Below are 25,804 nucleotides of genomic sequence, written 5' to 3'. Positions count from 1 at the left end.
GTGTAATCTCTACTCTCCAGGGAAAAATGTCAGGAGTATCTAATGAAAGTAAAAGCCGCCGTGACGTTGGGTTATCAACAACCATTTAGCATTAAAGATATTCAGGTTAGCGCCCCTAAAAAAGACGAAGTGATGGTAAAAATTGTCGCTACAGGCGTTTGTCATACCGACGCGGTAATCCGCGATAACGCCGGGATCCTGCCGATGCCCGCCATCCTGGGCCACGAAGGCGCAGGTATCGTGGTTAACGTCGGTGATGCCGTTCGTGGGGTCGAAATTGGCGATCATGTGGTACTGAGCTACGCCGCCTGCCATCACTGTGAGAACTGCCTCACCAACCATCCTTCCGCGTGCGAAAGTTTCAATGACTTAAACTTTGGTGGACGCTTAGACGATGGCACCACCCCTTATCGTCTGGATGATCAAGAATTATCCGTCTTCTTCGGCCAATCTTCGTTTAGTCAGTATGTGGTCACCAAAGCGACGAATGCTATTGTTGTCGACCGTGATGTCGAACTTTCGCTTCTTGGTCCGCTGGGTTGCGGAATTCAAACCGGGAGCGGCACGGTGTTAAATCGACTAAAACCGGTGGCCGGGGAATCGTTAGTGGTATTCGGCTGCGGCGCGGTTGGTTTAAGCGCCATTATGGCTGCAAAGCTCACCGGCTGTAGCCAAATCATCGCCGTCGATATTCATGCGAACCGCCTTGAGCTGGCACGTGAACTCGGCGCAACCCACGTGATCAATGGCAAACAGGAAGATAGCGTTGCGGTTATTCGCCAACTGACCGGTAAAGGGGCGCACTACGCCATCGAAACGACCGGCGTCGCCGCCATCGTTCTGCAGGCGATCCACGCGATTAAGCCGTTAGGCACGGTGGCGGTCGTCGGCTTTACCGGCGATATCACCTTTAATGTGCAAAACGATCTGATGGCGGAAGGTAAATCATTGATAGGGGTAATCGAAGGCGACGCCGTACCGCAGCTGTTTATCCCACAGCTGGTACAGTTTTATAAACAAGGGAAATTCCCCATTGATAAGCTTATCGAGTTCTATCCGCTCGAAGAGATTAATCAGGCTTTCGCAGATTCAGCTTCCGGTAAAGTCATCAAACCGGTGGTGCTGATGTAATGCGGGCGGCTCTTTGCGCAGCAAAGAGCCGCAAATAAAGATTATTTCACACTGACATCGATACCGGGGAAGTACTTCGCCGCCAGACGGGTGATAGTGCCGTCAGCGCGCACTTTATCAATTGCCGCGTCGAGCTGTTTTTTGGTCGCCTCATCACCCTTGCGCAAGCCGTAGCCAATACCGCTGCCCAGAATCGTATCATCAGCCACCGGCTTACCGATAAAACCGAATCCTTTACCCTGCGGCTTACTGAGGAACCCGGCCTGCCCGGCGGCAGACATCACCAGCGAGGCGTCGATACGGCCGTTAAGCAGATCGGCCCACGCCATGTTCTGGTCTTTGTAGGAAACTACCGTGACGCCGTGTTTTTCCCAGTGTTCTTTGGCAAAGGTCTCCTGAATCGAGCCCTGTAGCACGCCGATGGTTTTGCCCTTCAGCCCTTCCGGCGTCGCCTGCATACCGCTGTCGGACTTGCCCACCAGCTGTGAAGGAATACGGTAGATCGGCTGGGTGAAATCAATACTCTTGCGACGTTGCTCGGTAATGTTCATCGCCGAGTTAATCGCATCAAATTTCTTCGCCACCAGTCCCGGAATGAGCGCATCAAAGGAGGTTTCGACCCAGCTGCATTTCAACTGCGCGGCCTGACAAATCGCGTTGCCGAGATCAATATCAAAACCCTGCAGCTCTCCTGCCGGGTTGCGGCTTTCGAACGGCGGATATTCCGCTTCCACGCCGTAGCGCAACTCGCTGGCGGCAAAGCTTGATACGGTACACAGCATTCCCAAAGCTAGAGTTAGGGCTTTTATTTTCATCGTCTGGCTCCTTAACGCGGCTTAACGCGGCACAGCGCCTGCGCGCCAGCCCGCAATGTGGCTTCATCTTTGGCAAAAGAGAGCCGAATCAGTTTGTTATCAGTACCATCGGTATAAAATGCCGATAGCGGAATCGTGGCGACGCCGTATTCGGTAATCAGCCGCTTAACCATCTCGCTGTCATGCTCATCGCTGAAATGGCGATAATCCGCCAGCATGAAGAAAGAGCCGGCGCTCGGCAATAAGCGGAACGGTGAGTCTTGCAGCAGTTGCTGGAGCAAATCACGCTTTTGCTGATAAAAAGCGGCCAGCGACAGCCATGAAGCCGGGTTCTGCATATGCTCTGCAAAAGCGTACTGCATCGGCGTATCGGCAGAAAACATGAGGAACTGATGTACCTTGCAGATCTCATCCATTAGCGCTGCTGGCGCCACGCAGTAGCCAACGCGCCAGCCGGTCACATGGTAGGTCTTGCCGAAGGAAGAGATAATCACGCTGCGTTCCGCCAACTGCGGATGGGTCGCCATGCCGTGATGCTTTTCGCCGTCGAAGACTACGTGCTCGTAGACTTCGTCGGACAAAACCACAATATCGGTATTGCGGATCAGCATCGCCAGTTGATTAAGGTCATCGGCGGATAATACCTGGCCGCTTGGGTTATGTGGCGTATTAATGATGATCATCCGCGTCCGCGGGGTAATCGCGGCGCGTACCTCGTCCCAGTTAATAGCGAAATCCGGCACGGTGAGCTTAATCGCCACCGGGGTCGCGCCTTGCAGACGCACGATCGGCGCATAGCTATCAAACGATGGCTCAAAGTAAATCACCTCGTCGCCAGCATGTACCAGCCCGCCAATGGCGGAATAGATCCCCTGGCTGGCGCTGGCGGTGACCAACACTTCACTATCGACATCATATTGCGTGCCGTACAACGTGGCGATTTTATCAGCAATACGCTCCTTTAAGGCCCGCAGGCCGGTCATCGGCGCGTATTGGTTATGTCCGGCGGTCATCGCCTGCGTCACGCCGGCCACCAGCTGTGGGTCGCAGGCAAAGTTAGGCGCGCCCTGAGAAAGATTAATCGCGTTATGCTGCGCGGAGAGCTGACCGATAACGGTAAAAATCGTGGTGCCGACATCCGGCAATTTCGAGCGGGTGGTGACCGAAGCACTAAGAGCCATGATTAATCCTTTCTCGTTTTATTTGCATATCCATTCAAACTAAAGCGCCTTCAAGCGACAAGCGAATTGTTATCATAAGAGCTATGCATTTCGATCATGGCTCCCAGGGCTCCTGCTGAAATATGACAGGACTAACACTCAGGAGATAAACCACAATTTTTATATGCCTTATGCTATTCAATTCTTTATAATCCCCAGCGGTTCTAAGGTTTTTCACAGCCTTAGAGAAATTTGGAATAAATCTCTTTCCGGCATTTCAGGTGCTGAATGGGGCAAGAGGCACATCTTATGTTTATTACGCCAGCGTATATCGCGTTATTTTTAATCGCATCATGGGGACTTTTTAAACTCGAACAAAAAAGCCACTCGTTATCAAAAAGCGTTTTTATCGCCATCTTTCTCGGCGCCCTTCTCGGATTATCACTCCATTTCATTGCCAACGAACCGCGAAAAACGGTCATTGATTGGTACAGTATCGTCGGCAACGGCTATGTTAATTTGCTGAAACTTGTCGCGGTTCCGCTGATTTTCATTTCAATTCTGTCAGCGATTAATAAACTCGAAAATAGCGCCGGTATTGGCCGAATGTCCTTAACCATTGTTGCCTGCATGCTATGCCTGGTGATGGTGGCAGGCTGGGTCGGACTGTTTACCGCTGATTTACTCGGTCTTGACGCCAGCGCTTTTAGCCATATGCAATCGACGCTGACCGCCGAAGACGTCAGCAAAACCGCAGCCGTTTCGTTACCCCAACTGGTCACTTCGCTGATCCCGACAAATATTTTTCTCGACCTGACCGGCGCGCGCAGCGTATCGGTTATCGGCATCGTTATATTTACCCTGCTGGCCGGAGTCGCGTTATTGAAGGTGAAAAAAGAGGCGCCGGAGGAAGGTCAAAAACTAAGTAGCGGGATTAACGCGATTCAAATTTGGGTGATGAAGATGGTGCGTATCGTGATAGCGCTGACGCCATATGGCGTCCTCGCATTGATGGCAAAAGTCTTTTCGACCTATCAGCTAGCGCAATTCACCAGCCTGCTTGGCTTTATTGCCGCCTGTTATCTGGCGGTCGCTATCATGTTTATCGTGCATGCGATTCTACTGATCGTTAGCGGTCATCATCCTCTGCGCTACTTTAAAACGGTGTGGCCGGTGCTCACCTTCGCTTTTGTTTCCCGCAGCAGCGCGGCTTCGATTCCATTAGCCATTACCGCACAGGAAAAATTCGGCGTGCCGAATACCATCGCCAATATTGCCGCCTCTTTTGGTTCCAGTATGGGGCAAAACGGCTGCGCCGGGATCTATCCGGCTATCATGGTGGCCATGATTGCGCCAACGCTGGGTATCGACCCACTGTCCTTCTCGTTTTTAGCCAGCTTACTTCCGGCTATCGCGCTGGGCTCAATTGGCGTCGCAGGCGTCGGCGGCGGTGGGACATTTGCGGCGTTGATTGTCCTGTCTACGCTCAACTTCCCGGTGGCGCTGGTCGGCATTTTTATCGCCATCGAGCCAATTGTCGATATGGCGCGTACCGCGCTGAATGTGAATGGGTCGATGATGTCGGGCGTACTGGCGTCGCGGCTATTGAAACATCAAAGTGCAAAGTCGCACCATGTCGCCTCGATAAGTGAATAATCCCGTCTGATTGAAACGGCGGCCAGGCCTGAAAACTGGCCGCCAGCTGTTTATTTCTTGCTCAGCAGGTTAAAGCTGGTCATCAGGTTACGGTAATCCGGAATGTGGTTAGAGAACAGGGTTCCCAATCCTTCAATATCATTGCGCCAGTCGCGGTGCAGCTCACAGGCCACGCCAAACCACGACATTAACTGCACGCCCGCTTGCGACATACGATCCCACGCCGCATCACGGGTGATCGGGTTAAAGGTACCGGACGCATCGGTCACCACAAAGACGTCGAATCCCTCTTCAATCGCCGACAGCGCCGGGAAGGCCACGCACACTTCAGTGACGACACCGGCAATAATCAGCTGTTTCTTACCGGTGGCTTTTACCGCGTTAACGAAATCTTCGTTATCCCAGGCATTAATATTGCCGGGACGAGCGATATAAGGGGCGTCGGGGAACTGTTCTTTTAGTTCCGGCACCAGCGGGCCGTTAGGGCCATTCTCAAAACTGGTGGTCAGAATAGTCGGTAGTTTAAAGTATTTAGCCAGATCGCTGAGGGCAAGGACGTTGTTCTTGAATTTATCCGGCTCGATATCACGAACCAGTGAGAGCAGGCCGGTCTGATGGTCAACCAGTAATACTGCCGCATCATTTTTATCCAGACGAACGTAAGGTTTAGACATGGTGGCTCCTTTTATACACATCAACTAATCGGTGAGAGACGTTGTATCAACGAGATTAATAATAGTGTAAGCAGCGGATGACGATTAGATGGCAAAAACGGAACGCATCGTCCCAATTTCGCAACGAGGCGTGGCATACTGCCCATGATCAAAATGCATAGCTGGAGCCAACATGTCGCGTAGCGCCCTGCCTTTTCATACCGTAGAAACGTTTCTGATAACCGCGAGGCATCTCAACCTAACCCATGCCGCACAGGAGCTATGCCTGACGCAGGGGGCTGTCAGCCGACAGATCGCCGCGCTGGAAAACTGGTTCGGCTTCCCGCTATTTGAACGCCACGCCCGCGGCCTGCGACTGTCGCCACAGGGCAGCGCGCTTTATCCGGAGCTACAGTCGGCATTCGGCCGCCTGATAACGGTGGCCGAGCAGGCGCGCCAGCAGCAAACCGTCGTGCGCCTGAAAGCGCCTACCTGCGCGATCCGCTGGCTGGTGCCGAAACTGCTGGAGATTGAACGGCGTTATCCGGAACTGCAGGTGGCGTTGACCACCACCACCGAGCATAACGTCAACTTTAAAACTGAGCCCTACGATGCGGCGATTATCTTCGGCACCCATCAGAGCGCCGGCGACCTGCTGTTTGAAGAGGCACTGACGCCGGTAGCCAGTCCCGATACGCCATGCGATCCCCAGCTATCAGGCGTCACATTTCTCCATCCGACGCGCGATAAAACCGACTGGCAGCTGTGGCTTGCGCACTTTCCGCATGAAACTGCGCTAAAAATGCATAAAAACCAATATTTCGACACCATGGATCTGGCGATCACCGCCGCGATGCAGGGGCTCGGCGTGGCCATGGCGGACGAAACGCTGGTTGCCGGGGATCTGCGAACCGGGCGACTATGTCGCCCCTTCTCACTTAGCGTCAAAACCGGCGCCAGCTACCGGCTGGTTGTTCGCCGCTCGCAAAGCAAGGCCGACGGGCTGGCGCGCTTTCGCGCCGCGCTGGTTAATCCAGTGTCACATGATGTTTCATCACCCGACGAAACAGCGCCAGCCGCGCGCGCATAAAGCGGTTCTCAACTTTAAAGCCCGCGCACTTGTTGAGGCCGATACACAATAAACGGTCCCGTCCGCGCTGGCAGGCAGGCCAGCGCACCGGGCCGGTTAACTCGCTGCACTGATTGCCCGCCTGGCGAGCAAAATTAGCCCAGTAGTCGGCGACCTGTGCGGCGAAGGCTTGATCCGCCTCACTGGCGTACTGACATACCGGCTCGGCGCGGGTCAGGTTGTCAAAAACGTAAACCACTTCGTTGCCATGCCAGGCGCCATGGAGATAAGTTTCATGTTCCGCTTCGGCCACATAGTCAAACCAGTAGCGCCAGCACGGTTGCCCGAGACGCTGCTGCGCCTGCATGACAACATACCCCAAAGTCGTGAACGCCATATCGCGACACACTTCCCGCCCTAACGCCTCATCGCCTTTAACGCCGGGATACAGTAGTTTAATCAGCCCAAGGCCAAAACGGCGTTCGCGACGCAGTTTTTGAATCTGACCGGCAATATCGACGCCAAATACCGCCATCACGCTGGCCTCATCGCTATTGGAGCCAATCATCACCGGCATCGCATGCTGACGTCCCTTAAAGAACGTGTCGAGCATGGGCTCCGGCAGCACCGCATCGCCGACAATCGGCGCCGGGCCGATATTCAGCGGCGCAGTCAGCGCCCAAAAGGCATCGGCGGGGATTGCCCGCAGCTGTTCCGCGCTGGCATCGGCAAGAGAAAAATGTTCCGCCAGCAGCTTTCCCTTGGCCAGCGCCTTTTCCCGCGGTAAATCCGGTAAGGTATAACCGCTTTGCACGATCGCTTTATGGAACAATCCCTTCGCTTTCGGCGACGCCATTAACGACAGGACGCTGCGCGCCCCCGCGGATTCGCCGAACAAGGTGACATTGGCGGCATCGCCGCCGAAGACGTGGATATTATCCTGCACCCAGCGCAGCGCGGCTATCTGATCGAGCAGTGCAAAATTATACAACCGCTCGCCCTCTTCGCCTTCCAACGCTGGATGGGCGAAAAAGCCGAGGTGTCCAAGACGATAGTTCACGGTGACCACCACCACCTCGCGGCTGGCCAACGCGCTACCGTCGTAGGGCGGCAGACTGCCGGCGCCGATGGTGTAGCCGCCGCCGTGCAGCCAGACCATCACCGGGAGCGGCTGCGAACGGGCGGCGGGCGCCCACACGTTGAGATAGAGACAGTCTTCGGAAAAACGGCCAGGATCGCCGCCGCCCAGTTCACGACAATATTCGATATCCTGCCAGCTGGCGGCGGAAAAGGTATCGGCCTGACGCACGCCCTGCCAGCGCTCTGGAGGCTGCGGCGAACGCCAACGCAGCTCGCCTACCGGCGGCTGCGCGTAAGGAATACCACGCCAGATATGGATCCCCTGTTCACGGGTGCCGGATAACGTGCCCTGCCGCGTTTTCACCAGCGGCGTAGATGAATTCTGCATAACAACGTCCTTTTGCAAGTTATGCCATGCAGAGTACCGATTTTAGAGCAGACCGCAACGGCGTTTACTCCGCTCCTCCGCCTGTTGGTATAACTCGAACTCATCGAGGACCTCGCAGCCTAACGCCGCTTCAAAAGCTTCACGGCTGGCGTTACCGTGACTGCGGGCCTGCGTTTCGTTGCCCAGATTCGATTGGAAGATCCCCGCCGCGCTCACCGGTAAAAAATCTTCATAAACAATCGGCTGCGCGACTACCCAACCACGTTCGATCAGCGGTTGCGGATCGTCGCCGGGGCCAAAAGCATGGCGATGCGCTTCCCCCGCAGGCGTCAGGCGATAGCGAAACCACGCCAGCCCCTGCTGACGCAGCAGAAATTCGCTGTCAGGAAATTCGCTAAAGACCTCCTGCAAATGGCGCTGATGATTAAGGTTGTCTTTACCGACCCCGGCCTCATTCAGTAAGCGGTCATACAGCGCTCGTCCTTTCGGCGTCAACGCGACGCCGCGTTGCTCAATTTCGCCAAAGCGCGCGCTGTGTGTGCCTTTATGTTCACCAGCAAACATCACCGGTTCTTCCAGCGCTTTAAAACTGGTTTGCCGCAGTAAAATCGGCACCTCGCGGCGCGGCGGCCCCTCAATGAGCGCTTTCGGTTCGATACCACATTGCGGCATCAGCGCCTGAACCCGATCGATATCAAGAGTGCGCGGCGTCAGATGGTTAATGTGGCAACCGGGGAAACAGACCACATCGGCAATCAACCGGTGCTCATTATGCAGCGCGTGATAGGTTTGCTCGTCAACGGTGGCATGACGGTGCCAACGGAAAGTTTCCAACGCTTCGGTGACGAATTCACGCGCTTCTGCAGCCGTGAATTCTCCTCGATCTTCGTGTAACGCAATGAGTTCACGGCAGCGAGGCGTAAAGATATCGCGACGGGCGAGAATATCCGCCGCTCGCTGGCGCAGCGCCTCGTTGCCGATCAGTTCAAGGCGCAGCAATGAGGTGAAAACGCGAAACGGGTTACGCGCCAGCGCCGCGTCATCGACCGGGCGAAATGCGGTGGAGTGAACCGGTACCCCAGCCTGCGACAGATCGTAATAGCTAACGGGATACATCCCCATAATGGCAAACATGCGACGCAGGGTCGCCAGTTCTTCCGCCGTTCCCACGCGGATCGCGCCGTGGCGCTCAACGTTCAGCCGTGCCAGCTCGTCGGCATTAGCCAATTGTTCATGTAATTTCGGGTTATGTTCCAGGACCGCCAGATTCACATCCGCCACCAACTCCAGGAGGGTTCCATATTGCGGAACTTCCTGCTGGTACATTGCCGACATAGCCTGTGAAAAGTTTTCCCGAATCTCATCAGCCGTGATGGTGTTCGCCATGATGTCTTACCTCCAGTGAATACTTCCTGGAGTGTAGGAAAGCGCGTTAAGAGTGGCGGGAAGAATTTACAAACTGTGATGCGGATAACCTGCTACCGCGTTTCGCCTGCACAAATCATAACCAATGGTTATGAAAGATTAGATTTAATTTCACTTTAAATTAACAAAACATTTACAGAGACTGTTTCTGGCGACATTACAACAACATGCCTCTCTTCCGATTGATGGAGTACCCTATGAATAATAAATGGTCACCGCGCGAGGTTGTACATCGCGATTACAATAGCCATCCGCCGGCGCTGGCGCCGGGATATAAAACTAGTGTGCTGCGCTCGCCGCGTAATGCCCTCATCTCCCTGCAAAATTCACTTTCTGAAATTACCGGTCCGGTGTTCAGCAGCGACGACCTTGGCCCGCTGGATAACGATCTCATCCTCAACTATGCCAAAGACGGCCTGCCGATTGGCGAGCGAATTATTGTTCACGGTTACGTGCGCGACGGCTTTGGCCGACCAATGAAAAATACGCTGGTGGAAGTGTGGCAGGCCAATGCCGGCGGCCGCTACCGTCATAAGAAAGACCAGTATCTGGCGCCGATTGACCCCAACTTCGGCGGCTGTGGACGGGTGCTGACTGATGAAAACGGTTATTACTGTTTTCGCACAATCAAACCCGGCCCCTATCCGTGGCGTAATCAGGTTAGCGACTGGCGCCCGGCGCATATTCACTTTTCGCTCTCCGGCGATGCCTGGGCGCAGCGGCTGATTACCCAAATGTACTTTGAAGGCGATCCGCTTATTAAACAGTGTCCGATTGTCAGAACCATCAATAACGATGATGCCGTGCGTACCCTGATTGCCGAGCTGGATACCCACGCCGCCGTGCCGCTCGACAGCCTGGCCTATCGTTTTGACCTTGTGCTGCGCGGGCATCGCGCCACGCTGTTCGAAAATCGTACTCAGGGGGCCGCCCAATGAAAGACTATTTAGCTGAAACCGCCTCGCAGACTGCCGGGCCTTATGTGCATATTGGTCTGGCGCCGGACGCTGCAGGGTTTCATATTTTCGAAAAAAACTTCGGCCCCAACTTAGTGAGCGCGGAAACCAAAGGCCAACGTATTACGATTGAAGGCCGGGTTTTCGATGGTTCCGGAACGCCGGTACGCGACGTGCTGCTGGAACTCTGGCAGGCTAACGCCGACGGGCGTTATAACCATCCCGACGACCGTCAGCAGAGTAAGGCTCTGGACCCAAACTTCCGCGGCTGGGGGCGCACGTGTTCAGACTTTGCATCCGGCGTCTGGCGCTTTCAAACCATCAAACCCGGCGCGGTCGTCGGCCGTGACGGACGCATGATGGCGCCGCACCTCAATCTGTGGGTGGTAGCGCGGGGTATCAACATCGGCCTGAATACGCGGATGTATTTTGCTGATGAGCAGGCGGCAAATGAACAGGATCCGGTATTGAATCTGATTGAATGGGAAGTTCGCCGCCAGACGCTTATCGCGCAACGTGAAGTGCGTGGAGATGAAGTCGTCTACCGCTTTGATATTTATTTACAGGGCGATAAAGAGACCGTGTTCTTCGATATTTAATTTCCCACCAAAACATCCTTTTTTCCAGCCCCGCTGAGTGCGGGGCTTTTTATCGCGCCTGACAGAAATGACTTGTAAGACAATAAGATCAAATGTTAATAATATTTTGCTAACTAGTTATCAAAATTAAACAACTTCGCTTGCTACCGAGACAGCTCTGTTTTTAACATCGATTATGGAAAAAAATGGTCTCTTCAGTCAGCGCATTCGCTTGCGCCATTTACATACTTTCGTCGCCGTCGCACAGCAGGGAACCCTGGGGCGGGCGGCAGAAACCCTGAATCTTAGCCAACCTGCGCTATCAAAAACGCTCAACGAGCTGGAGCAGTTGACCGGTACCCGTCTCTTTGAGCGCGGGCGGCTTGGCGCGCAGTTGACGCTGGTTGGCGAACAGTTTCTTACCCACGCGGTTAAGGTGCTGGATGCCCTCAATACCGCAGGCCAGGCTCTCAATCGTAAAGAAGGCATGAATAGCGATGTGGTGCGGATTGGCGCCCTGCCAACCGCGGCGCTCGGTATTTTACCTACGGTGATTGGTCAATTTCATAAACAGCAAAAAGACATCACCTTACAGGTCGCCACCATGAATAACACCATGCTGCTGGCGGGGCTAAAATCCGGCGATGTCGATATTGGTATTGGGCGCATGTCTGATCCGGAACTGATGAGCGGCCTCAACTATGAACTGCTGTTTCTTGAATCGCTAAAGCTGGTCGTCCGCCCCGGCCACCCGCTGCTGCAGGAGACGGTAACGCTCAGCCGGGTGATGGAATGGCCGGTGGTGGTCTCACCGAAAGGGACAATTCCGCGGCAGAACGCGGAAACGCTACTGCAAAGCCAGGGTTGTAAAATTCCCCCCGGCTGTATTGAAACGCTGTCGGCCTCGCTTTCACGCCAGCTCACCGTCGATTACGACTATGTCTGGTTCGTCCCTTCCGGCGCGGTGAAAGACGACCTGCGTCGCGGTTTGTTAACCTCATTACCTATCGCCACCGAAGGCGCCGGCGAGCCGATCGGTATTCTTACCCGGGTGGACGCCAGCCTGTCGCAGGGGGCGCAAACTCTACTGAGCGCGATACGCAAATCCATGCCTGGCTGACTCTCAGTGGCCGTTACCCCGAATCAGCACATTGAGGTAACGGCACCGCTACGTTCATTCTTCTGCCACTTAATATATACATCGCGCTAATCAATTAGTGCGAAATCATTCATTAACATTTGCGCTCATTTCATTAACAGATTTATCATAGCCATGATTTCACCATTTGGTTCATGTGAAATGAATTCATCTTTTGAAATCACATTTATGAAGCTTTGAACAGCTTCACTCAAAAGCAATTTCAATTTGCACTTGATTCATTTGGTACACGCCTGGCAAGGGGTGGTATAAGGAGACAACATGGCTACGGGCAACGTGCCGCGCGGATTCCCCCGGATCCTGCAGTGGCTACTCGCCGGACTGATGTTAATCATCGGTCTGGCAATCGGCATTTTAGGCGCCAAACTGGCAAGCGTCGGCGGCACCTGGTATTTCGCCATTATGGGACTGGTGATGGTTATCGCCTCCCTGCTTATTTTCCGCAATCGGCGCGGCGGCATCGTTCTTTATGCCGTCGCCTTCGCGGCTTCCATTGTTTGGGCTATCAGCGACGCCGGCTGGACCTACTGGCCGCTGTTCTCACGCCTGTTTGCGCTTGGCGTTCTGGCTTTTCTGTGCGCCATTGTTTGGCCTTTCCTTTCCAGCGCACCGGCAAAAAAAGGCGCGGCCTTCACCCTCGCGGGCGTGCTGGCCGTGGTACTGCTGGTCAGTTTTGGTTGGATGTTTAAATCCCAGCCGCTGGTCAGCGCCAGCGAACCCGTGCCGGTAAAACCGGTACAGCCAGGTGAAGAACAAAAGAACTGGCAGCACTGGGGTAATACCACTCACGGCGACCGTTTCGCCGCGTTGGATCAGATCAATAAAAACAATATCAACCAGCTACAGGTTGCCTGGATTGCCCATACCGGCGATATTCCGCAGAGTAACGGTTCCGGTGCGGAAGACCAGAATACGCCGCTGCAGATTGGCGATACGCTTTATGTTTGTACGCCATATAGCAAAGTCCTGGCGCTGGATGTCGATAGCGGCAAAGAAAAATGGCGCTACGACTCGAAAGCGACGGCGCCTAACTGGCAACGTTGCCGCGGTTTAGGCTACTACGAAGATAGCCAGGCGCAGGCTAATGCCGTGGCCGGGACTCAGCCTGCCGCCTGTGCCCGCCGCCTGTTCCTGCCGACTACCGATGCGCGCCTGATCGCAATCGATGCCGATACCGGTAAAGCCTGTGAAGCATTTGGTGAACACGGTACCGTCGATCTCAGCGTCGGAATGGGGGAAATCAAACCTGGTTATTATCAGCAGACCTCTACCCCGCTGGTGGCCGGTAACCTTGTTGTCGTTGGTGGTCGCATCGCGGATAACTACTCCACCGGTGAACCGCCGGGTGTAGTTCGCGCTTTTGACGTGCATACCGGTAAACTGGCCTGGGCCTGGGATCCGGGTAACCCGCAGCTGACCGGCGTACCGCCGGAAGGACAAACCTACACGCGCGGGACGCCGAACGTCTGGTCCGCGATGTCTTACGATGCCAAACTGAATCTCATTTATCTGCCAACCGGTAACGCCACGCCAGATTTCTTCGGCGGCGAACGTACGGCGCTGGATGATAAATACAGCTCATCAATCGTTGCGGTCGATGCCGCCACCGGTAAAGTGCGCTGGCATTTCCAGACCACCCATCACGATCTGTGGGATTTCGACCTGCCTTCGCAACCACTGCTGTACGATCTGCCGGACGGTAAAGGCGGTACGACGCCGGTACTGGTGCAAACCAGCAAGCAGGGCATGATCTTCATGCTTAACCGCGCGACGGGTGAACCGGTGGCGAAAGTGGAAGAACGCCCTGTCCCGGCCGGCAACGTCAAAGGTGAACGCTACTCGCCGACGCAGCCCTACTCCGTCGGCATGCCGATGATCGGCAACGAAACGTTGAAAGAATCGGATATGTGGGGCGCCACCCCGGTTGACCTGCTGCTGTGCCGTATTCAGTTCAAAGAGATGCGCCATCAGGGGGTCTTTACACCGCCGGGTGAAGACCGCTCCTTGCAGTATCCGGGCTCGCTTGGCGGAATGAACTGGGGCAGCGTGTCGGTCGATCCGAATAACGGCCTGATGTTCGTCAATGACATGCGCCTTGGACTGGCTAACTACATGGTACCGCGAGCGAAAGTAGCTAAAGATGCCAGCGGTATCGAAATGGGTATCGTGCCGATGGAAGGTACGCCGTATGGCGCGATGCGCGAACGTTTCCTGTCGCCGCTGGGTATCCCCTGCCAGAAGCCGCCGTTCGGCACCATGTCGGCGGTTGATCTGAAAAGCGGTAAGCTGGTCTGGCAGGTTCCGGTAGGTACGGTAGAAGATACCGGTCCGCTGGGTATCCGCATGCATATGCCGATCCCTATCGGCATGCCAACGCTGGGAGCTTCGCTGTCTACCCAGTCTGGCCTGCTGTTCTTCGCCGGCACCCAGGATTTCTATCTGCGCGCCTTTGATACCGCCAACGGCAAAGAGATTTGGAAATCTCGCCTGCCGGTGGGCAGCCAATCCGGCCCGATGACCTACGTTTCACCGAAAACCGGTAAGCAGTACATCATTATCAACGCCGGCGGCGCGCGCCAGTCTCCGGACCGCGGCGATTACATCATCGCCTACGCGTTACCCGATAAAAAATAAAACCAGGGCCCCGTTCAGGGGCCTTTTTTTCTTCACCGCTTTCAGATTCCATTTAGGTGCCGATCCGCACGCCTTTGTTACACTAGCGTCTTATATTTCCGGCTCGATAATCAGGGAAGAAGCCATAATGTCTTTAATGAAAGGCGCTGCCGCGTTGATTTTTCTCCTGTTGCTGCAAGGTTGTACGCATCACCAGCCTCAGCAACTTTATCGCCATGATTTTGTAATTAAACATCCTTTGACTGGCAAACCTATTCCGTATCTGCCCTACCAAATCACCACGCCAGACGGCAAAATATTCAAGGGCAGAACCGATAAAAACGGTTTAACCGTAGAGGCGATTTCCACTATGCCGGGGGAATTCAAGCTCAATGTGATCCCTGCGTCAGCACTATAAGTGCCTTCGGCAGGCTCTAATTTTAGAATGTTCTATTGCGTTATGTTATTATTGCGAATGGTTATCAATAACAACATAACAAGGATAAAAGATGAAAGGAGCCCTCCATCACCTGCCGATCGGCGCACTCTTATTAGCCGCAACCACCTCAGCCCAGGCGCTGAAAGCGCCAGAAGTGGATTTACGCGATCCAAAGCTGTGGGAAGAGAAAAAGGTCAATCCGCTAAACGATATCTCCGCCCCCTGCGAAGTGGCAAGCGGCCCGGATTGCCCAGTCTGGGAAGATCAAAAGTCCGATATTCAGCGTGAAAGAGAACGGCGAGAGCAACGTCGTTGGCAAACCGGCTATGAGCACTGGCGCAAGTATTAACGCGGCCAGAAGTCAACCCGGGCGATAAATGGCCCGGGTTTCGCTATCAGCAATACTTAGTTATCACCGAAGTGAATAACCGTACGAATCGATTTACCTTCATGCATCAGATCGAAGGCTTCGTTGATCTGATCGAGCGGTAACCGGTGGGTGATAAACGGATCGAGGCGAATCTTACCCGCCATCGCGTCTTCAACCATCCCCGGCAGCTGGCTACGCCCTTTCACGCCGCCGAAGGCGGAACCACGCCATACCCGGCCGGTGACCAACTGGAACGGACGGGTTTTAATTTCCTGGCCGGCGCCAGCAACGCCGATGATAACGCTCTCACCCCAACCTTTATGGCAGCACTCCAGCGCCGCGCGCATGACGTTGACGTTACCAATACATTCGAAACTGAAATCAACGCCGCCATCGGTTAGCTCGACAATCACGTCCTGAATCGGTTTATCGTAGTCGTTCGGGTTGATGAAGTCGGTAGCACCCATCTCCCTGGCGAGGGTAAATTTATCCGGATTAGTGTCGACCGCCAGAATACGTCCAGCCTTCGCCTGCACCGCCCCCTGAATCACCGCCAGGCCAATACCGCCCAGCCCGAACACCGCGACGCTGTCGCCCTCTTTCACCTTCGCCGTGTTATGTACTGCGCCGATACCGGTGGTGACGCCGCAGCCCAACAGACATACTTTTTCCAGCGGCGCCTGCGGGTTTACTTTTGCCAGCGAAATCTCGGCGCAGACGGTGTATTCGCTGAAGGTGCTGGTGCCCATATAGTGATAAATCGGCTCGCCGTTATAGGAGAATCGCGTAGTGCCATCCGGCATCAGACCTTTCCCTTGGGTGGCGCGGACCGCCTGGCAGAGGTTAGTTTTGCCAGACTTGCAGAATTTACATTCGCCGCACTCGGCGGTATACAGCGGAATAACGTGATCGCCAGGTTTCAGGCTGGTCACGCCCTCGCCGACTTCAACGACGATACCGCCGCCTTCATGGCCCAAAACCGCCGGGAACACGCCTTCCGGGTCGTCGCCAGAGAGAGTAAAAGCATCGGTGTGGCAAACACCGGTGTGGGTGATTTTGACCAGGACTTCGCCTTTCTTTGGCGGCGCGACGTCAATCTCCACGATTTTTAACGGCTGGCCGGGGCCAAAGGCAACTGCTGCACGTGATTTCATACTGTCCATTCCTCGTCGTGATTTTACTTTAAATAGGATCGTAGCAGGTGACCGACTTCCGCCATGCGGGCGGCGCGTTGGTCCGGGGTGGTATCGCCGCTAACCAGTTCATCCTGCAGATGCATCTCCACCAACTCGCCCATCAAACCGTTGGCGGCGCCGCGAATGGAGGCAATCTGTTGCAGGATAGTCATGCAGGGTTCGCCGGACTCCAGCGCACGTTCCAGCGCTTCAACCTGCCCGCGAATACGGCGTACGCGGCTAAGCGCACGCTTCTTGTCTTCTGGTGAATGTGGCACGAGAGGCCCTCCATATCATATAGGGGGGTATACTATATTTATTTAACTAAAGTGGCAAATTGAAACGCCGTTAACAACCATAGCATAGCGGCGCAAGTTTACCGTTAATCGAGAGTGAGGCTCATGGCTATACAGCGTAGCTCGGCGTTGGCCATTTTCGAATAATGACTCTTTTCTCCTTGTGAAACAAAGCCATGGCGTAGATAAAAGCCCGCCGCATTGGGGGTCGCCTCAAGCGTAATCGTTTCGAGCCCCCGTCGGCGAGCTTCGGCAATAACCGCCCTCATGATCAAATCCGCGCATCCCTGCCCGCCCCACTCCGGCAGCGTAAAGATCGCTTCCACGCTTAAGGACTCAATATCGAGATAGCCGGTAGCGACGGGTTGGCCCAGCCTATTTTCCACGATATAAAACGGATTATCGGCAACGGCGTGACGATACCCTTCGGGCATCTGTTCCGGCGTCCAGGCGTGAATCACTTCAGCGCCATAGCTTTGACGACAGCCATGGCGAATCGCCTGATTACGGATATTCCACAACGCAGGGGCTTCATCAGGTACCGCGCGTCTCACTCTCATCACTACTCCTTTATCTTTTTTATGGCGTCGCTCGTGGACGGCTGGCCTTCATCGGGATGCGCGATACCACCAGCGCCCCCAATACCAGGAACCCGGCCACGAGGTAAAAGCCGGCGTTAAAGCTGCCGGTTAAATCCTTCAGCCAGCCGAATAACAGCGGACTCATGGCCGATCCCATATTACCCGTCGCGTTAATCACCGCAATGCCGATCGCTCGTGAGCGCAGGCTGATGGACTGATCTGGCGTGGTCCAGAAAATCACCATCGCCGCATAGGCCCCTGCCGAGGCCATAATTACCCCCAACAGTTGCATGATGCTATTTGATCCGTGCGCCGCCAGCATCCAGCCCGCGGCGGCAAACAGATAGGGCAATAACGTGTGCAGCTTACGTTCCTGTAAGCGATCAGAACGTTTACTCCAGCAAATCATCGCCACAATGGTACAGATATGTGGTACGGCGCTAAGCAAGCCGATGGCGATATTGCTGCTGCCCTGGTTAAAGCTTTTGAGGATCAGCGGCGTCCAGACGCTGAGCGCGCTTAAGGTATTACAGAGAAAGAAATAGGCCAGCGTATACATCAACACCACCGGGGTGAAGACGTCGCGCCAGAGGCTGCCTTTCCCCTGCTGCAGGGCGCTCAGGCTGGCGCTACCGTTCGGTTGCACCAGTCGTAGTTTGTCCTTCTCCATCATCTCGCCAAGGCAACGTTTGTCATCATCGGTGAGCCATTTGGCCTTTTGCGGACTATCGTCAAGATAGAACCAGACTACCGCCCCCAACAGCACCGATGGGAATCCTTCCAGCAGGAATAACCACTGCCAGCCTTTAAGCGCCAGCATGCCATCCATACTGAGGATATAGCCGGAGACCAGCGAGCCCAACGCCATCGTCACCGGCATAGCAATCATAAACAGCGCATTGGCGCGCGCCCGGTAGTAGGCCGGAAACCAGTAGGTTAAATAGAGTAGAAGCCCTGGAAGAAAGCCGGCTTCGGCAATCCCCACCAGCATGCGCAGCAGATACAGGCTGTTTGGCCCGGTCGCAAACATGGTCGCTGTCGATGCGATTCCCCACACCACCATAATGCTCGCAATCCAGCGGCGCGCGCCAACGATCCCCAGCATGATGTTACTGGGAATACCAAAGATGACGTACATCGCATAGAACAACGTCGTCGCGAGGCCGAACATGGTGCTACTCAGCCCCAAATCCTGGCTCATGGTGAGCCCGGCAAAGCCGATATTGATACGGTCAAGAAATGAAAAGATAAAAAGCAGAAACAGAAAAGGAATTAAGCGACGGAACAATTTATTGATCACCACCTGTTCGCGCGGGCTCAAGCGTTCAGCGCCCCCCGCATCGGCGACAGGAGGGGAAGTGGCCGGTATATTATCGGTCATGTCAGGTTTTCCTTTTGCTCATCGGTATTGAAAATGCAGGCGTTTTAGCCAATGACGCTGCGGATACCGCTGAACGTGGCTGGGTGTCGTTTCGACGGCCTCCCGGCTGGATTCAATCCACCGCACTCAGATTCTTATAGAACCTTTCATTTCAATTAGACATTTTTATTTACACTATTGATACAGATTTGCAGCATAAGTAACATTTCATGAATCATTTATTGGCGAGTTACGGAAACAAAAAACCCGCCGGTGGGCGGGTTCAGGAGTGCCGGGCGTGATACTCAGCGCTTGCGCGGCATCATGCGCAGCAGCGTATTATCTTTCCATAAATAGTGATGCAGCAGCGCCGCCAGCGCGTGCAGGCCAATCACGAAATAGCCGATATTGGCAAGTAAGCCGTGCAGCCCCTTAAGGCTGTCGACCAAAGCGAAGTTGCTTTGCGCCGCAAAGGGCATCGCCAGGCCGAAAGCAAACCACGGGTTACCGCGGTAATACATCATTACCATGCCAATCGCCGGTAGCGCGATAAACAACAGATAGATCACCAGATGGCCAAGATGGGCGAAACCGGTCATCATCGGCGAGGGTTTAGGAACAATCGGCGGCGCCGGAGACTTCAGGCGCACCAGCAGGCGTGCGATCATCAGGACAAAAATGGAAATACCGCAGGAGACGTGGATCATGTTTATCACCGGACGGTCGCTGCGCGGAAAGAAGCCGCGCAGTTCCATCGCCGCGTAGGCGACGACAACCAGTAAAAAGACCAGCCAGTGTATTCCTATCTGCAGGCCAGAATATTTATCGCGCATGAACAAACCTTAATGGAAGTGTGATGTTGTTAACATAACCGCCTTCCCTTAAATTTTCATTAACCTTTACCGAGGCTTAAAAAACTGCGTTAGCGCGAATTGAATAGCATCAGGGCTCTTTTGCAAAGAGCCCTGGGCAATGTTACTGCTCGGTGAGTTGCAGTTCAGCAATGACCGGCAGATGGTCACTGGCCGCTGACCAGTTAAATTCCGGCGAGTTATGCGGGATCTCCAGCTTCTTCACATCCCACTTTTGTCCTTTGAAGGTGAAAATGTGGTCGATATCAATGGCCGGGTTAACGGCAGGCCAGCTACGCGTATCCGTCCCCTGCTTCGACACTTCGTTAAAGAAATAACCGATCTCTTTCACCGGCTGTTCTTCACGGGTTGAATTGAAATCGCCGGCCAGGATCTTAATTGAAGAGGCGATATCTTTAAAATCAGACGCCGCATCGCCAATACTCAAATCAAGAAGATAGCGAGCCTGTTCGGTACGCATGGTGGGATCTTTTTGCCAGTCGAGATGGGTCACCATAATAATCGGCGCGGAATCAAAACCCGGTACATCAACCTGCGCCAGTAGCGCCACGCGCTGTTCCGCATTGCCTGACGGCAGCTTCACCACCTGAGAATGCAGGATTTTATATTTTGACAGCAGCCCCAGTCCGTATTCGCCACCGTCGAAATCTAACGCTTTACCAAAGGCATAATGCATATTGTTAGCATCGGCAATCGTCTTAAGCTGATCGATTTTCTGGCTGCGCTGAGTTTTGTGATCGACTTCCGGGACGGCAATAATATCGGCGTTAATTTTTTTAATCGCTGAATTAAGTGCCGTAAAATCGGCCACATTATCAGACGCTTCATTCTTGCCGATATTATAGGTTGCTATACGTAATTTCGGCTGATGTTGGGTATAGACTTTATCCGGCACCCCGCCTTTCTGTACGGCAAGTATTTCATTACCAGCAAGTTTCTCTGCTGCCTGGACGTTAGCCGCCAGGCAGGCCAGCGCCACCATCGTCAGTGCAATGCTCTTTTTCATTGGTATGCTATTCCCCTTGTTTAAGTATTCTTATATTAAGGGTACCGAGTGAAGACATTGATTATCGTGATGTATAGCGCAAACTTATAACGCAGAGTGAATTAAGTATCCCGAAAGATTTGAGGTTATCCACAAAACGAGTCGGTATCAGATCGCATAGTTTGTGGGTAACTCACTGCAGGCCCTGCCACTCCTGCCATTCCGCTTTGTGTTCATTATTCAACCGCATCGCAAACCAAATGGCCGCAGTGGATTAGGATATTGGCTGTTAATTGGATTCGCCGAGGGTGATGATCCTGTCCGCGGTTTGCAGGGTCGTTTCACGGTGAGCAATAATTATTCGGGTTATATTCAACTTTTTCATTGCCAGACTGACGTCTTTTTCACACTCTGCGTCCAGTGCGCTGGTGGCTTCATCCATGAATAATATATCCGGACGGCGATAAAGCGCCCGGGCAATAAAAATCCTCTGTTTCTGACCCCCAGATAGCCCCTCCCCCAGTTCTCCGATTAACGTCTCATACCCCATTGGCAGAGCCAATATCACGTCATGAATACGGCTTGTCCGGGCACATTCTCTCATCCAGGCATCATCAATATTTTCAGTGAATCCGCAGATATTCTCCCGAATTGAGCCAGAAAACAGCCGGTCATCCTGCATTACGCAGGCAATCAAGCGATGATAGTTATTTATCCCCAGTTGCCTGATATCCGTACCATTCATTAAGACAGTCCCTGATATCGGTTCAGACAAGCCGCACAGTACTTTGAGCAGCGTGGTTTTCCCCGAACCTGAGGGCCCGGTAATGGCCACACTCTCGCCGGCTCGGGTCCTGAAACTAAGGCCGCTAAAGACGGGTGCTGACTGGCTGTCGTAACGGAAGCTTAGCGCTTTAATCTCCAGACTAGCCGGAGACATGGTTGCCTTTAATCCTAAATCCGGTTTTCTTTCTTCCTTTTCATTCAAAGCGATATCCGAAATCCTTTCGTTGTGCAGGCTCATCATACGCAGCTGTAATAAGAAGTTGACCAGCGATCCTACCCGGTCAGAAAACTGCGCGCGGAATGCGCCAAATGCCACAAACATGCCGATAGTCATTTGGTTCTCCATAACCAGACTGATGCCCAGCCACAGAATAGTCACCTGATCGCACGTCGCCACAAACGTGTTAATGCCGCCGAAGAACATATCAAGTCGGCTGAGTCTGATACCGGTATTGATGGCATCAATCTTCAGGTTCAGCCAGTGGCTCCCACGCCGTTCTGCCATTCCCTGCATTTTAACCGTAGCTATTCCGTAGAGTGTTTCCATAAAATATGAACCAGCACGGGCTCCGGCGATTAACGCTTCTTCCGACAGCTGGCGGTACCGGCTATAGGTCAATATACGAATGAAGACATATACCGCTGTAAAGCCCAGTACAAAAACCGTCAATTTTCCACCGTACAGGATAAGCATCAACAAGAGACCGGCAACCATGATGCTGTCCATCATTGCCCCCACCACACAGGTTGTAAACGTGGCGCGAAGCGCATCCAACGAGCTGAAGCGGGAGTGAATATCGCCCATCTTTCGTCGCTCAAAATAGGTCAACGGCAACTGGAGCAGATGACGGAATAGCCCCGACTGCCATTGCACATTTATCAATGACTCCATCGCAAGGGATGACCATGCGCGGATCACGCTAACCAAAGTACGCCCCAAAATAAAAAACATCAGGACTCCACAGATAAGCATGAGCAGTCCCCGGTCATTCGCAGGAATAGCATGATCCATCACCAACTGCGTACCGACAGGCATCACCAGGCCGATAGCTTCAATAATCAGCGACAGAGAGAAAATTTTGCTCAGTACGCCCCGGATACCCTGCACGCTGCTGATTAATGCCCGTATTCCGATTCGGCTCTTCATCGTTTCCTGCACAAATGTACTGCCGGGCCAGACCTCCAGCGCCACGCCGGTGAAGCACTGTGACATTTCATCGCTCCCGACAGTTCTTCGCCCCCTCGCAGGGTCATGAAGCACGAACCGATTCTTACGTACGCTAACGAGCACCACGAAATGATTAAAATTCCAGTGCAGGATACAGGGCATTCTGAGAGCATTAAGTTCATGGAGATCCAGTGACAATGCCCGGCTTTCCATCCCTAACTCAATCCCGGTTTGCTGAACACTGGCAAGCGAGGCTCCACGGGCAGACAGATTTATTTGGCGACGTAGGGCGATCATGTCGATATTACGACCATAATGTCCGCATATCATCGCCAGACAGGCCAGTCCACATTCTGACGTTTCTGTCTGATGAACGACCGGGACTCGCCGCCGAAATTTCAGATCCAATTTCTCCTCGATGGATGATATGAAGTGGTTACGGTTCATGAATCGGCCCCGTAACGCTGCGCTTCATATCGTAGAATGGCGAGAGCATCCACTGATAGATTTTACGTTTTTCCAGAAATAACGTGCTCTGTGCCTTCATGCCATTTTCCAGAGGCAGACGCTTGCCGGCGTAGCTGACAGCCTGCTTTTCTGGACTAATCACAACTTTGTAGTAAGCAGCCGCACCTGCCGTAGAGTTAATCGGGGCGGTCGTATAGGTCTGCATTTCACGGTAGGAGGCTGGCGTCCGGGAAATGAGTGTGACTTTCGCCGAGAACTGACCAAACTTTTCAGCCGGAAAGGCTTCGTAGCGGATATTCACCCTATCACCGACTGAAATATATGGAACGGCTTCATTGGGTACCCAAAGAACCAAATAATAGCGTTGTATTTTTTCTGGAATTATCTGCAGCAGACTGTCGCCTTCGCTGACCATCTGACCTGGGGTGACGCTTAATGAATCAATTTTGCCGTCTGATGAGGCACGAATGATAATATCGCCTCCCGCATCAGTATTAATCCGCTCTTTCTGTAGCTCATAGCGCTGCAGTTCCATCTGATAAACCCGGTTGTCAAATTCCGCCGCCTGCGTCTGAATTTGACTTTCCAGATTGGTTAACTGTAGAGCATTTTGTTCATGCTGCGCGCTCAGGCTGAGCAAACTATTATGCTGCTGGTAGTACAAGGCCACCAGACTGGTTAACTGGTCCTTATTAATCAACCCCTGCTGCTGGTACCGTCGGTAATTATCCATATTATTTTTCATTAATTTTATTCCCTCCTCAGCACGCCTGACAATGCCTGCCGAGCGTTCAAAAGAGGCGCTATACTGTATTTTCTGTTGCTCAAGCATCCGCAAAGTGGTTTCCTTACTCTCTCTAAGGCGAGCGATAATCTCGGCGATGCGCTTCAATTGGTTTTCGATATCCTGTCGTTGAGTCTCATTGACCACGCCTCTACGTGTACTTTTACTGACATCAATTTGATAAACAGGATCACCTTTTTTTACAGGATCCCCTTCCCGGACGAACTGTGTCGCGACAAATCCCTGGACACCGGAATAGACATTAACCGGTCTCGGCCAGGTGGTAACTTCACCTTGCACGCTAATACGTCGCGTATAAGTGCAGGTACTAATTAAAACAATGAAGCAGACGAAAAAAAGCGCGCTGGTAATTATAACCAGCCGAGAGGAGATTCCCGGTAGTAATACTGCTTTGCCACACCATGTTTTATCCCTGTTTTCGAGCGCTTCCTTACGGAACATATTTCATTCCCGCTATGGCAAAGCCTCTCCGGAATACTGGAGGAATGACACATACTGAATACCAATTACGACCGCGTTCATCAGTGCATGAAGAATAATTGGCATCAGTATTCCGCTTGTTTTTATTCTCCCGATAACTAGCATCAGCGAAACCAGAAATAATATCAGGAACGATCGCCAGTCTATGTACTGTAAATGACAGGCTGAAAATACTACAGACACAGCGACAGCCGCCGCATAATTGTTATTCCCGAGCCAGTATTTAAACACACTGAAAAGGCAGCCGCGGAAGACCATCTCTTCATAAGCAGGAACCAATAGAATCATCACAATGGCATTTAGCCAGAATACATGCCTATCCAGTCGCATCTGAGAAGCTGACCAGTTTTCAGTCTGATAGCCTGCAGTGACAAAAGGCAACAGAAATTGGATCAACAGAATACACAGGAAAAGTATAATAAAAATGCCGAAATGAAAATTTCCTCTCCCCATACCCTCGCGTTTGTAGAAATAGAGATAATAAAGGGGGGCAATTGCCAGGAACTCTAGTCCGAAAAGTAGTGGATAGAGATATCCCGTCATCATAAGGTCTTTGCTGCCCTCGAAAAAAAGCGGCAAACATGTGATGCCAAAAAATAGCGCAAACATGGCAAAACAGCCGGTTACGGCTTTGTTTCTTGCAATATTGTACTCGCGGTTATATCCGTCAACGTTCATTTTTTATTCCATCGGCGCCAAAAGGCGTGGACGACTCCCACTCGACTGACAAACTTCAATTATGGCTAGTTTTAAAGGTTAAGAGATGGAAGAGCTGATAACATGCTCTTCCATACGCTGACAGCTATCCTTATTGGCTTTTAGACTGGTTTATACCCGTACGCCAATCAGCATCTGTCAGTAACAAATATCGTTGAGGTTATTCGGACTCCAGTAGCATTCTCTGCCTGCTGCTGCATTCCACGCTTCGGATGGAAGGTTAGCTGGTTTTTGTTTGAGCGTTCCGCCCAGACCAGATGGGGACATCGCTGGGTCCGGTGTTTTTGTTGCAGCCCAGTCATAAACCTGTCCCCCTGCGATCCCACCGGTTATGGAACCAGGAGTTCCGCCTACAAATGTGCCAGCCCCAGCGCCGATTCCCTGAGCAATTTCCCGCCCAATATCCCCCCCTGCACCGGAGACCATACCCAACTGTTTATTTGTCAGCTCTTTCATCTTTCATATTCCTTATGTAATTCAACAGCCAAAAATAAGCATTGCTCAGAAAATATATACATCCAATAGCAAACACAGACAGTAGTGCTCTGGGTGCCAATAAAATATCTGCATCATCAACAAAACATCGCACAACGAGAAAACAGAATATAAGACAGAAAAG

Annotated in this window: 24 protein-coding genes; 9 read left to right on the top strand and 15 right to left on the bottom strand. The window is 53.0% G+C overall.

Translation table 11 applies throughout. The annotated features are described in order from the left end of the window. Positions 1 to 42 precede the first annotated feature (42 nt). On the top strand, positions 43 to 1,131 hold the full coding sequence (locus ABLV07_RS11890; protein ID WP_015366385.1) for an NAD(P)-dependent alcohol dehydrogenase: 1,089 nt from the start codon (positions 43 to 45) through the stop codon (positions 1,129 to 1,131). 41 nt (positions 1,132 to 1,172) lie between these two features. On the opposite strand, the gene ABLV07_RS11885 is transcribed toward ABLV07_RS11890, so the two are convergent. Together ABLV07_RS11885 and ABLV07_RS11880 are read right to left on the bottom strand one after the other, a co-directional pair. Next, positions 1,173 to 1,946 (bottom strand): ABC transporter substrate-binding protein, encoded by a 774-nt coding sequence (locus tag ABLV07_RS11885; protein ID WP_015705578.1) that lies wholly within the window; start codon positions 1,944 to 1,946, stop codon positions 1,173 to 1,175. A gap of 11 nt (positions 1,947 to 1,957) precedes the next feature. Next, positions 1,958 to 3,127, bottom strand: coding sequence for a pyridoxal phosphate-dependent aminotransferase (locus tag ABLV07_RS11880; RefSeq protein WP_015366383.1), 1,170 nt, complete (start codon positions 3,125 to 3,127; stop codon positions 1,958 to 1,960). A gap of 288 nt (positions 3,128 to 3,415) precedes the next feature. Between ABLV07_RS11880 and ABLV07_RS11875 the strand changes: the two genes are divergently transcribed. After that, positions 3,416 to 4,762 carry an L-cystine transporter gene (locus ABLV07_RS11875; RefSeq protein WP_045388153.1) on the top strand — a complete coding sequence of 449 codons (1,347 nt, stop codon included), beginning with the start codon at positions 3,416 to 3,418 and terminating at the stop codon, positions 4,760 to 4,762. A gap of 50 nt (positions 4,763 to 4,812) precedes the next feature. Here the strand turns inward: ABLV07_RS11875 and ycaC are convergent, their stop codons facing one another. Then, positions 4,813 to 5,436, bottom strand: coding sequence for an isochorismate family cysteine hydrolase YcaC (ycaC, locus tag ABLV07_RS11870; protein ID WP_015366381.1), 624 nt, complete (start codon positions 5,434 to 5,436; stop codon positions 4,813 to 4,815). A gap of 172 nt (positions 5,437 to 5,608) precedes the next feature. Between ycaC and ABLV07_RS11865 the strand changes: the two genes are divergently transcribed. After that, positions 5,609 to 6,505, top strand: coding sequence for a LysR substrate-binding domain-containing protein (locus ABLV07_RS11865; protein ID WP_058676082.1), 897 nt, complete (start codon positions 5,609 to 5,611; stop codon positions 6,503 to 6,505). On the opposite strand, the gene ABLV07_RS11860 is transcribed toward ABLV07_RS11865, so the two are convergent. Continuing rightward, a complete protein-coding gene (locus ABLV07_RS11860) occupies positions 6,444 to 7,952 on the bottom strand; it encodes a carboxylesterase/lipase family protein (RefSeq protein WP_058676081.1) in 1,509 nt (502 codons plus the stop codon). The two genes, ABLV07_RS11865 and ABLV07_RS11860, sit on opposite strands and share 62 nt — an antisense overlap. Before the next feature lie 42 nt (positions 7,953 to 7,994). Beyond that, a complete protein-coding gene (locus ABLV07_RS11855; protein WP_015705582.1) occupies positions 7,995 to 9,338 on the bottom strand; it encodes a VOC family protein in 1,344 nt (447 codons plus the stop codon). Between the two features lie 236 nt (positions 9,339 to 9,574). On the opposite strand from ABLV07_RS11855, the gene pcaH reads away from it, so the two are divergent. From pcaH to ABLV07_RS11825, 6 genes are all read left to right on the top strand, one after another. Further along, complete coding sequence (gene pcaH, locus ABLV07_RS11850) at positions 9,575 to 10,315, top strand: protocatechuate 3,4-dioxygenase subunit beta (RefSeq protein ID WP_020078656.1); 741 nt, start codon at positions 9,575 to 9,577, stop codon at positions 10,313 to 10,315. Next, on the top strand, positions 10,312 to 10,932 hold the full coding sequence (gene pcaG, locus ABLV07_RS11845) for a protocatechuate 3,4-dioxygenase subunit alpha (RefSeq protein WP_045366220.1): 621 nt from the start codon (positions 10,312 to 10,314) through the stop codon (positions 10,930 to 10,932). Before pcaH ends, pcaG begins: the two co-directional genes overlap by 4 nt. A gap of 175 nt (positions 10,933 to 11,107) precedes the next feature. Then, positions 11,108 to 12,031 (top strand): LysR substrate-binding domain-containing protein, encoded by a 924-nt coding sequence (locus ABLV07_RS11840; RefSeq protein WP_015366376.1) that lies wholly within the window; start codon positions 11,108 to 11,110, stop codon positions 12,029 to 12,031. Between the two features lie 300 nt (positions 12,032 to 12,331). Beyond that, a complete protein-coding gene (locus tag ABLV07_RS11835) occupies positions 12,332 to 14,704 on the top strand; it encodes a glucose/quinate/shikimate family membrane-bound PQQ-dependent dehydrogenase (RefSeq protein WP_032714614.1) in 2,373 nt (790 codons plus the stop codon). 127 nt (positions 14,705 to 14,831) lie between these two features. Beyond that, positions 14,832 to 15,101, top strand: coding sequence for a hypothetical protein (locus ABLV07_RS11830; RefSeq protein ID WP_020078653.1), 270 nt, complete (start codon positions 14,832 to 14,834; stop codon positions 15,099 to 15,101). Positions 15,102 to 15,192: 91 nt separating this feature from the next. Then, entirely contained in the window at positions 15,193 to 15,471 is a 279-nt protein-coding gene (locus tag ABLV07_RS11825) for a hypothetical protein (RefSeq protein ID WP_015366372.1), read from the top strand. A 56-nt stretch (positions 15,472 to 15,527) separates the two neighbouring features. On the opposite strand, the gene ABLV07_RS11820 is transcribed toward ABLV07_RS11825, so the two are convergent. The 10 genes from ABLV07_RS11820 to ABLV07_RS11775 form a co-directional block, all read right to left on the bottom strand. Next, positions 15,528 to 16,646 (bottom strand): S-(hydroxymethyl)glutathione dehydrogenase/class III alcohol dehydrogenase, encoded by a 1,119-nt coding sequence (locus tag ABLV07_RS11820; RefSeq protein WP_015366371.1) that lies wholly within the window; start codon positions 16,644 to 16,646, stop codon positions 15,528 to 15,530. 23 nt (positions 16,647 to 16,669) lie between these two features. Then, on the bottom strand, positions 16,670 to 16,945 hold the full coding sequence (locus ABLV07_RS11815; RefSeq protein ID WP_015705585.1) for a metal/formaldehyde-sensitive transcriptional repressor: 276 nt from the start codon (positions 16,943 to 16,945) through the stop codon (positions 16,670 to 16,672). A 104-nt stretch (positions 16,946 to 17,049) separates the two neighbouring features. Next, positions 17,050 to 17,523, bottom strand: coding sequence for a GNAT family N-acetyltransferase (locus ABLV07_RS11810; RefSeq protein WP_015705586.1), 474 nt, complete (start codon positions 17,521 to 17,523; stop codon positions 17,050 to 17,052). A gap of 19 nt (positions 17,524 to 17,542) precedes the next feature. After that, complete coding sequence (gene hpaX, locus ABLV07_RS11805) at positions 17,543 to 18,925, bottom strand: 4-hydroxyphenylacetate permease (protein WP_157195312.1); 1,383 nt, start codon at positions 18,923 to 18,925, stop codon at positions 17,543 to 17,545. Positions 18,926 to 19,209: 284 nt separating this feature from the next. Beyond that, complete coding sequence (cybB, locus tag ABLV07_RS11800; protein WP_058676079.1) at positions 19,210 to 19,737, bottom strand: cytochrome b561; 528 nt, start codon at positions 19,735 to 19,737, stop codon at positions 19,210 to 19,212. Between the two features lie 142 nt (positions 19,738 to 19,879). Further along, positions 19,880 to 20,782, bottom strand: coding sequence for an endonuclease/exonuclease/phosphatase family protein (locus tag ABLV07_RS11795; protein WP_015366366.1), 903 nt, complete (start codon positions 20,780 to 20,782; stop codon positions 19,880 to 19,882). Between the two features lie 268 nt (positions 20,783 to 21,050). Then, on the bottom strand, positions 21,051 to 23,162 hold the full coding sequence (locus ABLV07_RS11790) for a peptidase domain-containing ABC transporter (protein WP_348853290.1): 2,112 nt from the start codon (positions 23,160 to 23,162) through the stop codon (positions 21,051 to 21,053). Then, positions 23,152 to 24,429 (bottom strand): HlyD family secretion protein, encoded by a 1,278-nt coding sequence (locus tag ABLV07_RS11785; RefSeq protein ID WP_213703586.1) that lies wholly within the window; start codon positions 24,427 to 24,429, stop codon positions 23,152 to 23,154. Before ABLV07_RS11785 ends, ABLV07_RS11790 begins: the two co-directional genes overlap by 11 nt. Positions 24,430 to 24,441: 12 nt before the next feature. Further along, complete coding sequence (locus ABLV07_RS11780; RefSeq protein WP_348853291.1) at positions 24,442 to 25,146, bottom strand: CPBP family intramembrane glutamic endopeptidase; 705 nt, start codon at positions 25,144 to 25,146, stop codon at positions 24,442 to 24,444. A gap of 177 nt (positions 25,147 to 25,323) precedes the next feature. Continuing rightward, positions 25,324 to 25,641 carry a colicin V family bacteriocin gene (locus ABLV07_RS11775; protein WP_348853292.1) on the bottom strand — a complete coding sequence of 106 codons (318 nt, stop codon included), beginning with the start codon at positions 25,639 to 25,641 and terminating at the stop codon, positions 25,324 to 25,326. Positions 25,642 to 25,804: the final 163 nt, after the last annotated feature.

This window comes from Klebsiella sp. CN_Kp097 (assembly GCF_040064495.1).
Lineage (GTDB): Bacteria > Pseudomonadota > Gammaproteobacteria > Enterobacterales > Enterobacteriaceae > Klebsiella > Klebsiella aerogenes.
This window is presented reverse-complemented; position numbering and strand designations above follow the sequence as displayed.

Bases quoted from the DNA above. Each gene is read 5' to 3' on its own strand.
- ABLV07_RS11890 (WP_015366385.1), top strand. From the start codon at position 43: ATGAAAGTAAAAGCCGCCGTGACGTTGGGTTATCAACAACCATTTAGC.
- ABLV07_RS11885 (WP_015705578.1), bottom strand. From the start codon at position 1,946: ATGAAAATAAAAGCCCTAACTCTAGCTTTGGGAATGCTGTGTACCGTA.
- ABLV07_RS11880 (WP_015366383.1), bottom strand. From the start codon at position 3,127: ATGGCTCTTAGTGCTTCGGTCACCACCCGCTCGAAATTGCCGGATGTC.
- ABLV07_RS11875 (WP_045388153.1), top strand. From the start codon at position 3,416: ATGTTTATTACGCCAGCGTATATCGCGTTATTTTTAATCGCATCATGG.
- ycaC (WP_015366381.1), bottom strand. From the start codon at position 5,436: ATGTCTAAACCTTACGTTCGTCTGGATAAAAATGATGCGGCAGTATTA.
- ABLV07_RS11865 (WP_058676082.1), top strand. From the start codon at position 5,609: ATGTCGCGTAGCGCCCTGCCTTTTCATACCGTAGAAACGTTTCTGATA.
- ABLV07_RS11860 (WP_058676081.1), bottom strand. From the start codon at position 7,952: ATGCAGAATTCATCTACGCCGCTGGTGAAAACGCGGCAGGGCACGTTA.
- ABLV07_RS11855 (WP_015705582.1), bottom strand. From the start codon at position 9,338: ATGGCGAACACCATCACGGCTGATGAGATTCGGGAAAACTTTTCACAG.
- pcaH (WP_020078656.1), top strand. From the start codon at position 9,575: ATGAATAATAAATGGTCACCGCGCGAGGTTGTACATCGCGATTACAAT.
- pcaG (WP_045366220.1), top strand. From the start codon at position 10,312: ATGAAAGACTATTTAGCTGAAACCGCCTCGCAGACTGCCGGGCCTTAT.
- ABLV07_RS11840 (WP_015366376.1), top strand. From the start codon at position 11,108: ATGGAAAAAAATGGTCTCTTCAGTCAGCGCATTCGCTTGCGCCATTTA.
- ABLV07_RS11835 (WP_032714614.1), top strand. From the start codon at position 12,332: ATGGCTACGGGCAACGTGCCGCGCGGATTCCCCCGGATCCTGCAGTGG.
- ABLV07_RS11830 (WP_020078653.1), top strand. From the start codon at position 14,832: ATGTCTTTAATGAAAGGCGCTGCCGCGTTGATTTTTCTCCTGTTGCTG.
- ABLV07_RS11825 (WP_015366372.1), top strand. From the start codon at position 15,193: ATGAAAGGAGCCCTCCATCACCTGCCGATCGGCGCACTCTTATTAGCC.
- ABLV07_RS11820 (WP_015366371.1), bottom strand. From the start codon at position 16,646: ATGAAATCACGTGCAGCAGTTGCCTTTGGCCCCGGCCAGCCGTTAAAA.
- ABLV07_RS11810 (WP_015705586.1), bottom strand. From the start codon at position 17,523: ATGAGAGTGAGACGCGCGGTACCTGATGAAGCCCCTGCGTTGTGGAAT.
- hpaX (WP_157195312.1), bottom strand. From the start codon at position 18,925: ATGACCGATAATATACCGGCCACTTCCCCTCCTGTCGCCGATGCGGGG.
- cybB (WP_058676079.1), bottom strand. From the start codon at position 19,737: ATGCGCGATAAATATTCTGGCCTGCAGATAGGAATACACTGGCTGGTC.
- ABLV07_RS11795 (WP_015366366.1), bottom strand. From the start codon at position 20,782: ATGAAAAAGAGCATTGCACTGACGATGGTGGCGCTGGCCTGCCTGGCG.
- ABLV07_RS11790 (WP_348853290.1), bottom strand. From the start codon at position 23,162: ATGAACCGTAACCACTTCATATCATCCATCGAGGAGAAATTGGATCTG.
- ABLV07_RS11785 (WP_213703586.1), bottom strand. From the start codon at position 24,429: ATGTTCCGTAAGGAAGCGCTCGAAAACAGGGATAAAACATGGTGTGGC.
- ABLV07_RS11780 (WP_348853291.1), bottom strand. From the start codon at position 25,146: ATGAACGTTGACGGATATAACCGCGAGTACAATATTGCAAGAAACAAA.
- ABLV07_RS11775 (WP_348853292.1), bottom strand. From the start codon at position 25,641: ATGAAAGAGCTGACAAATAAACAGTTGGGTATGGTCTCCGGTGCAGGG.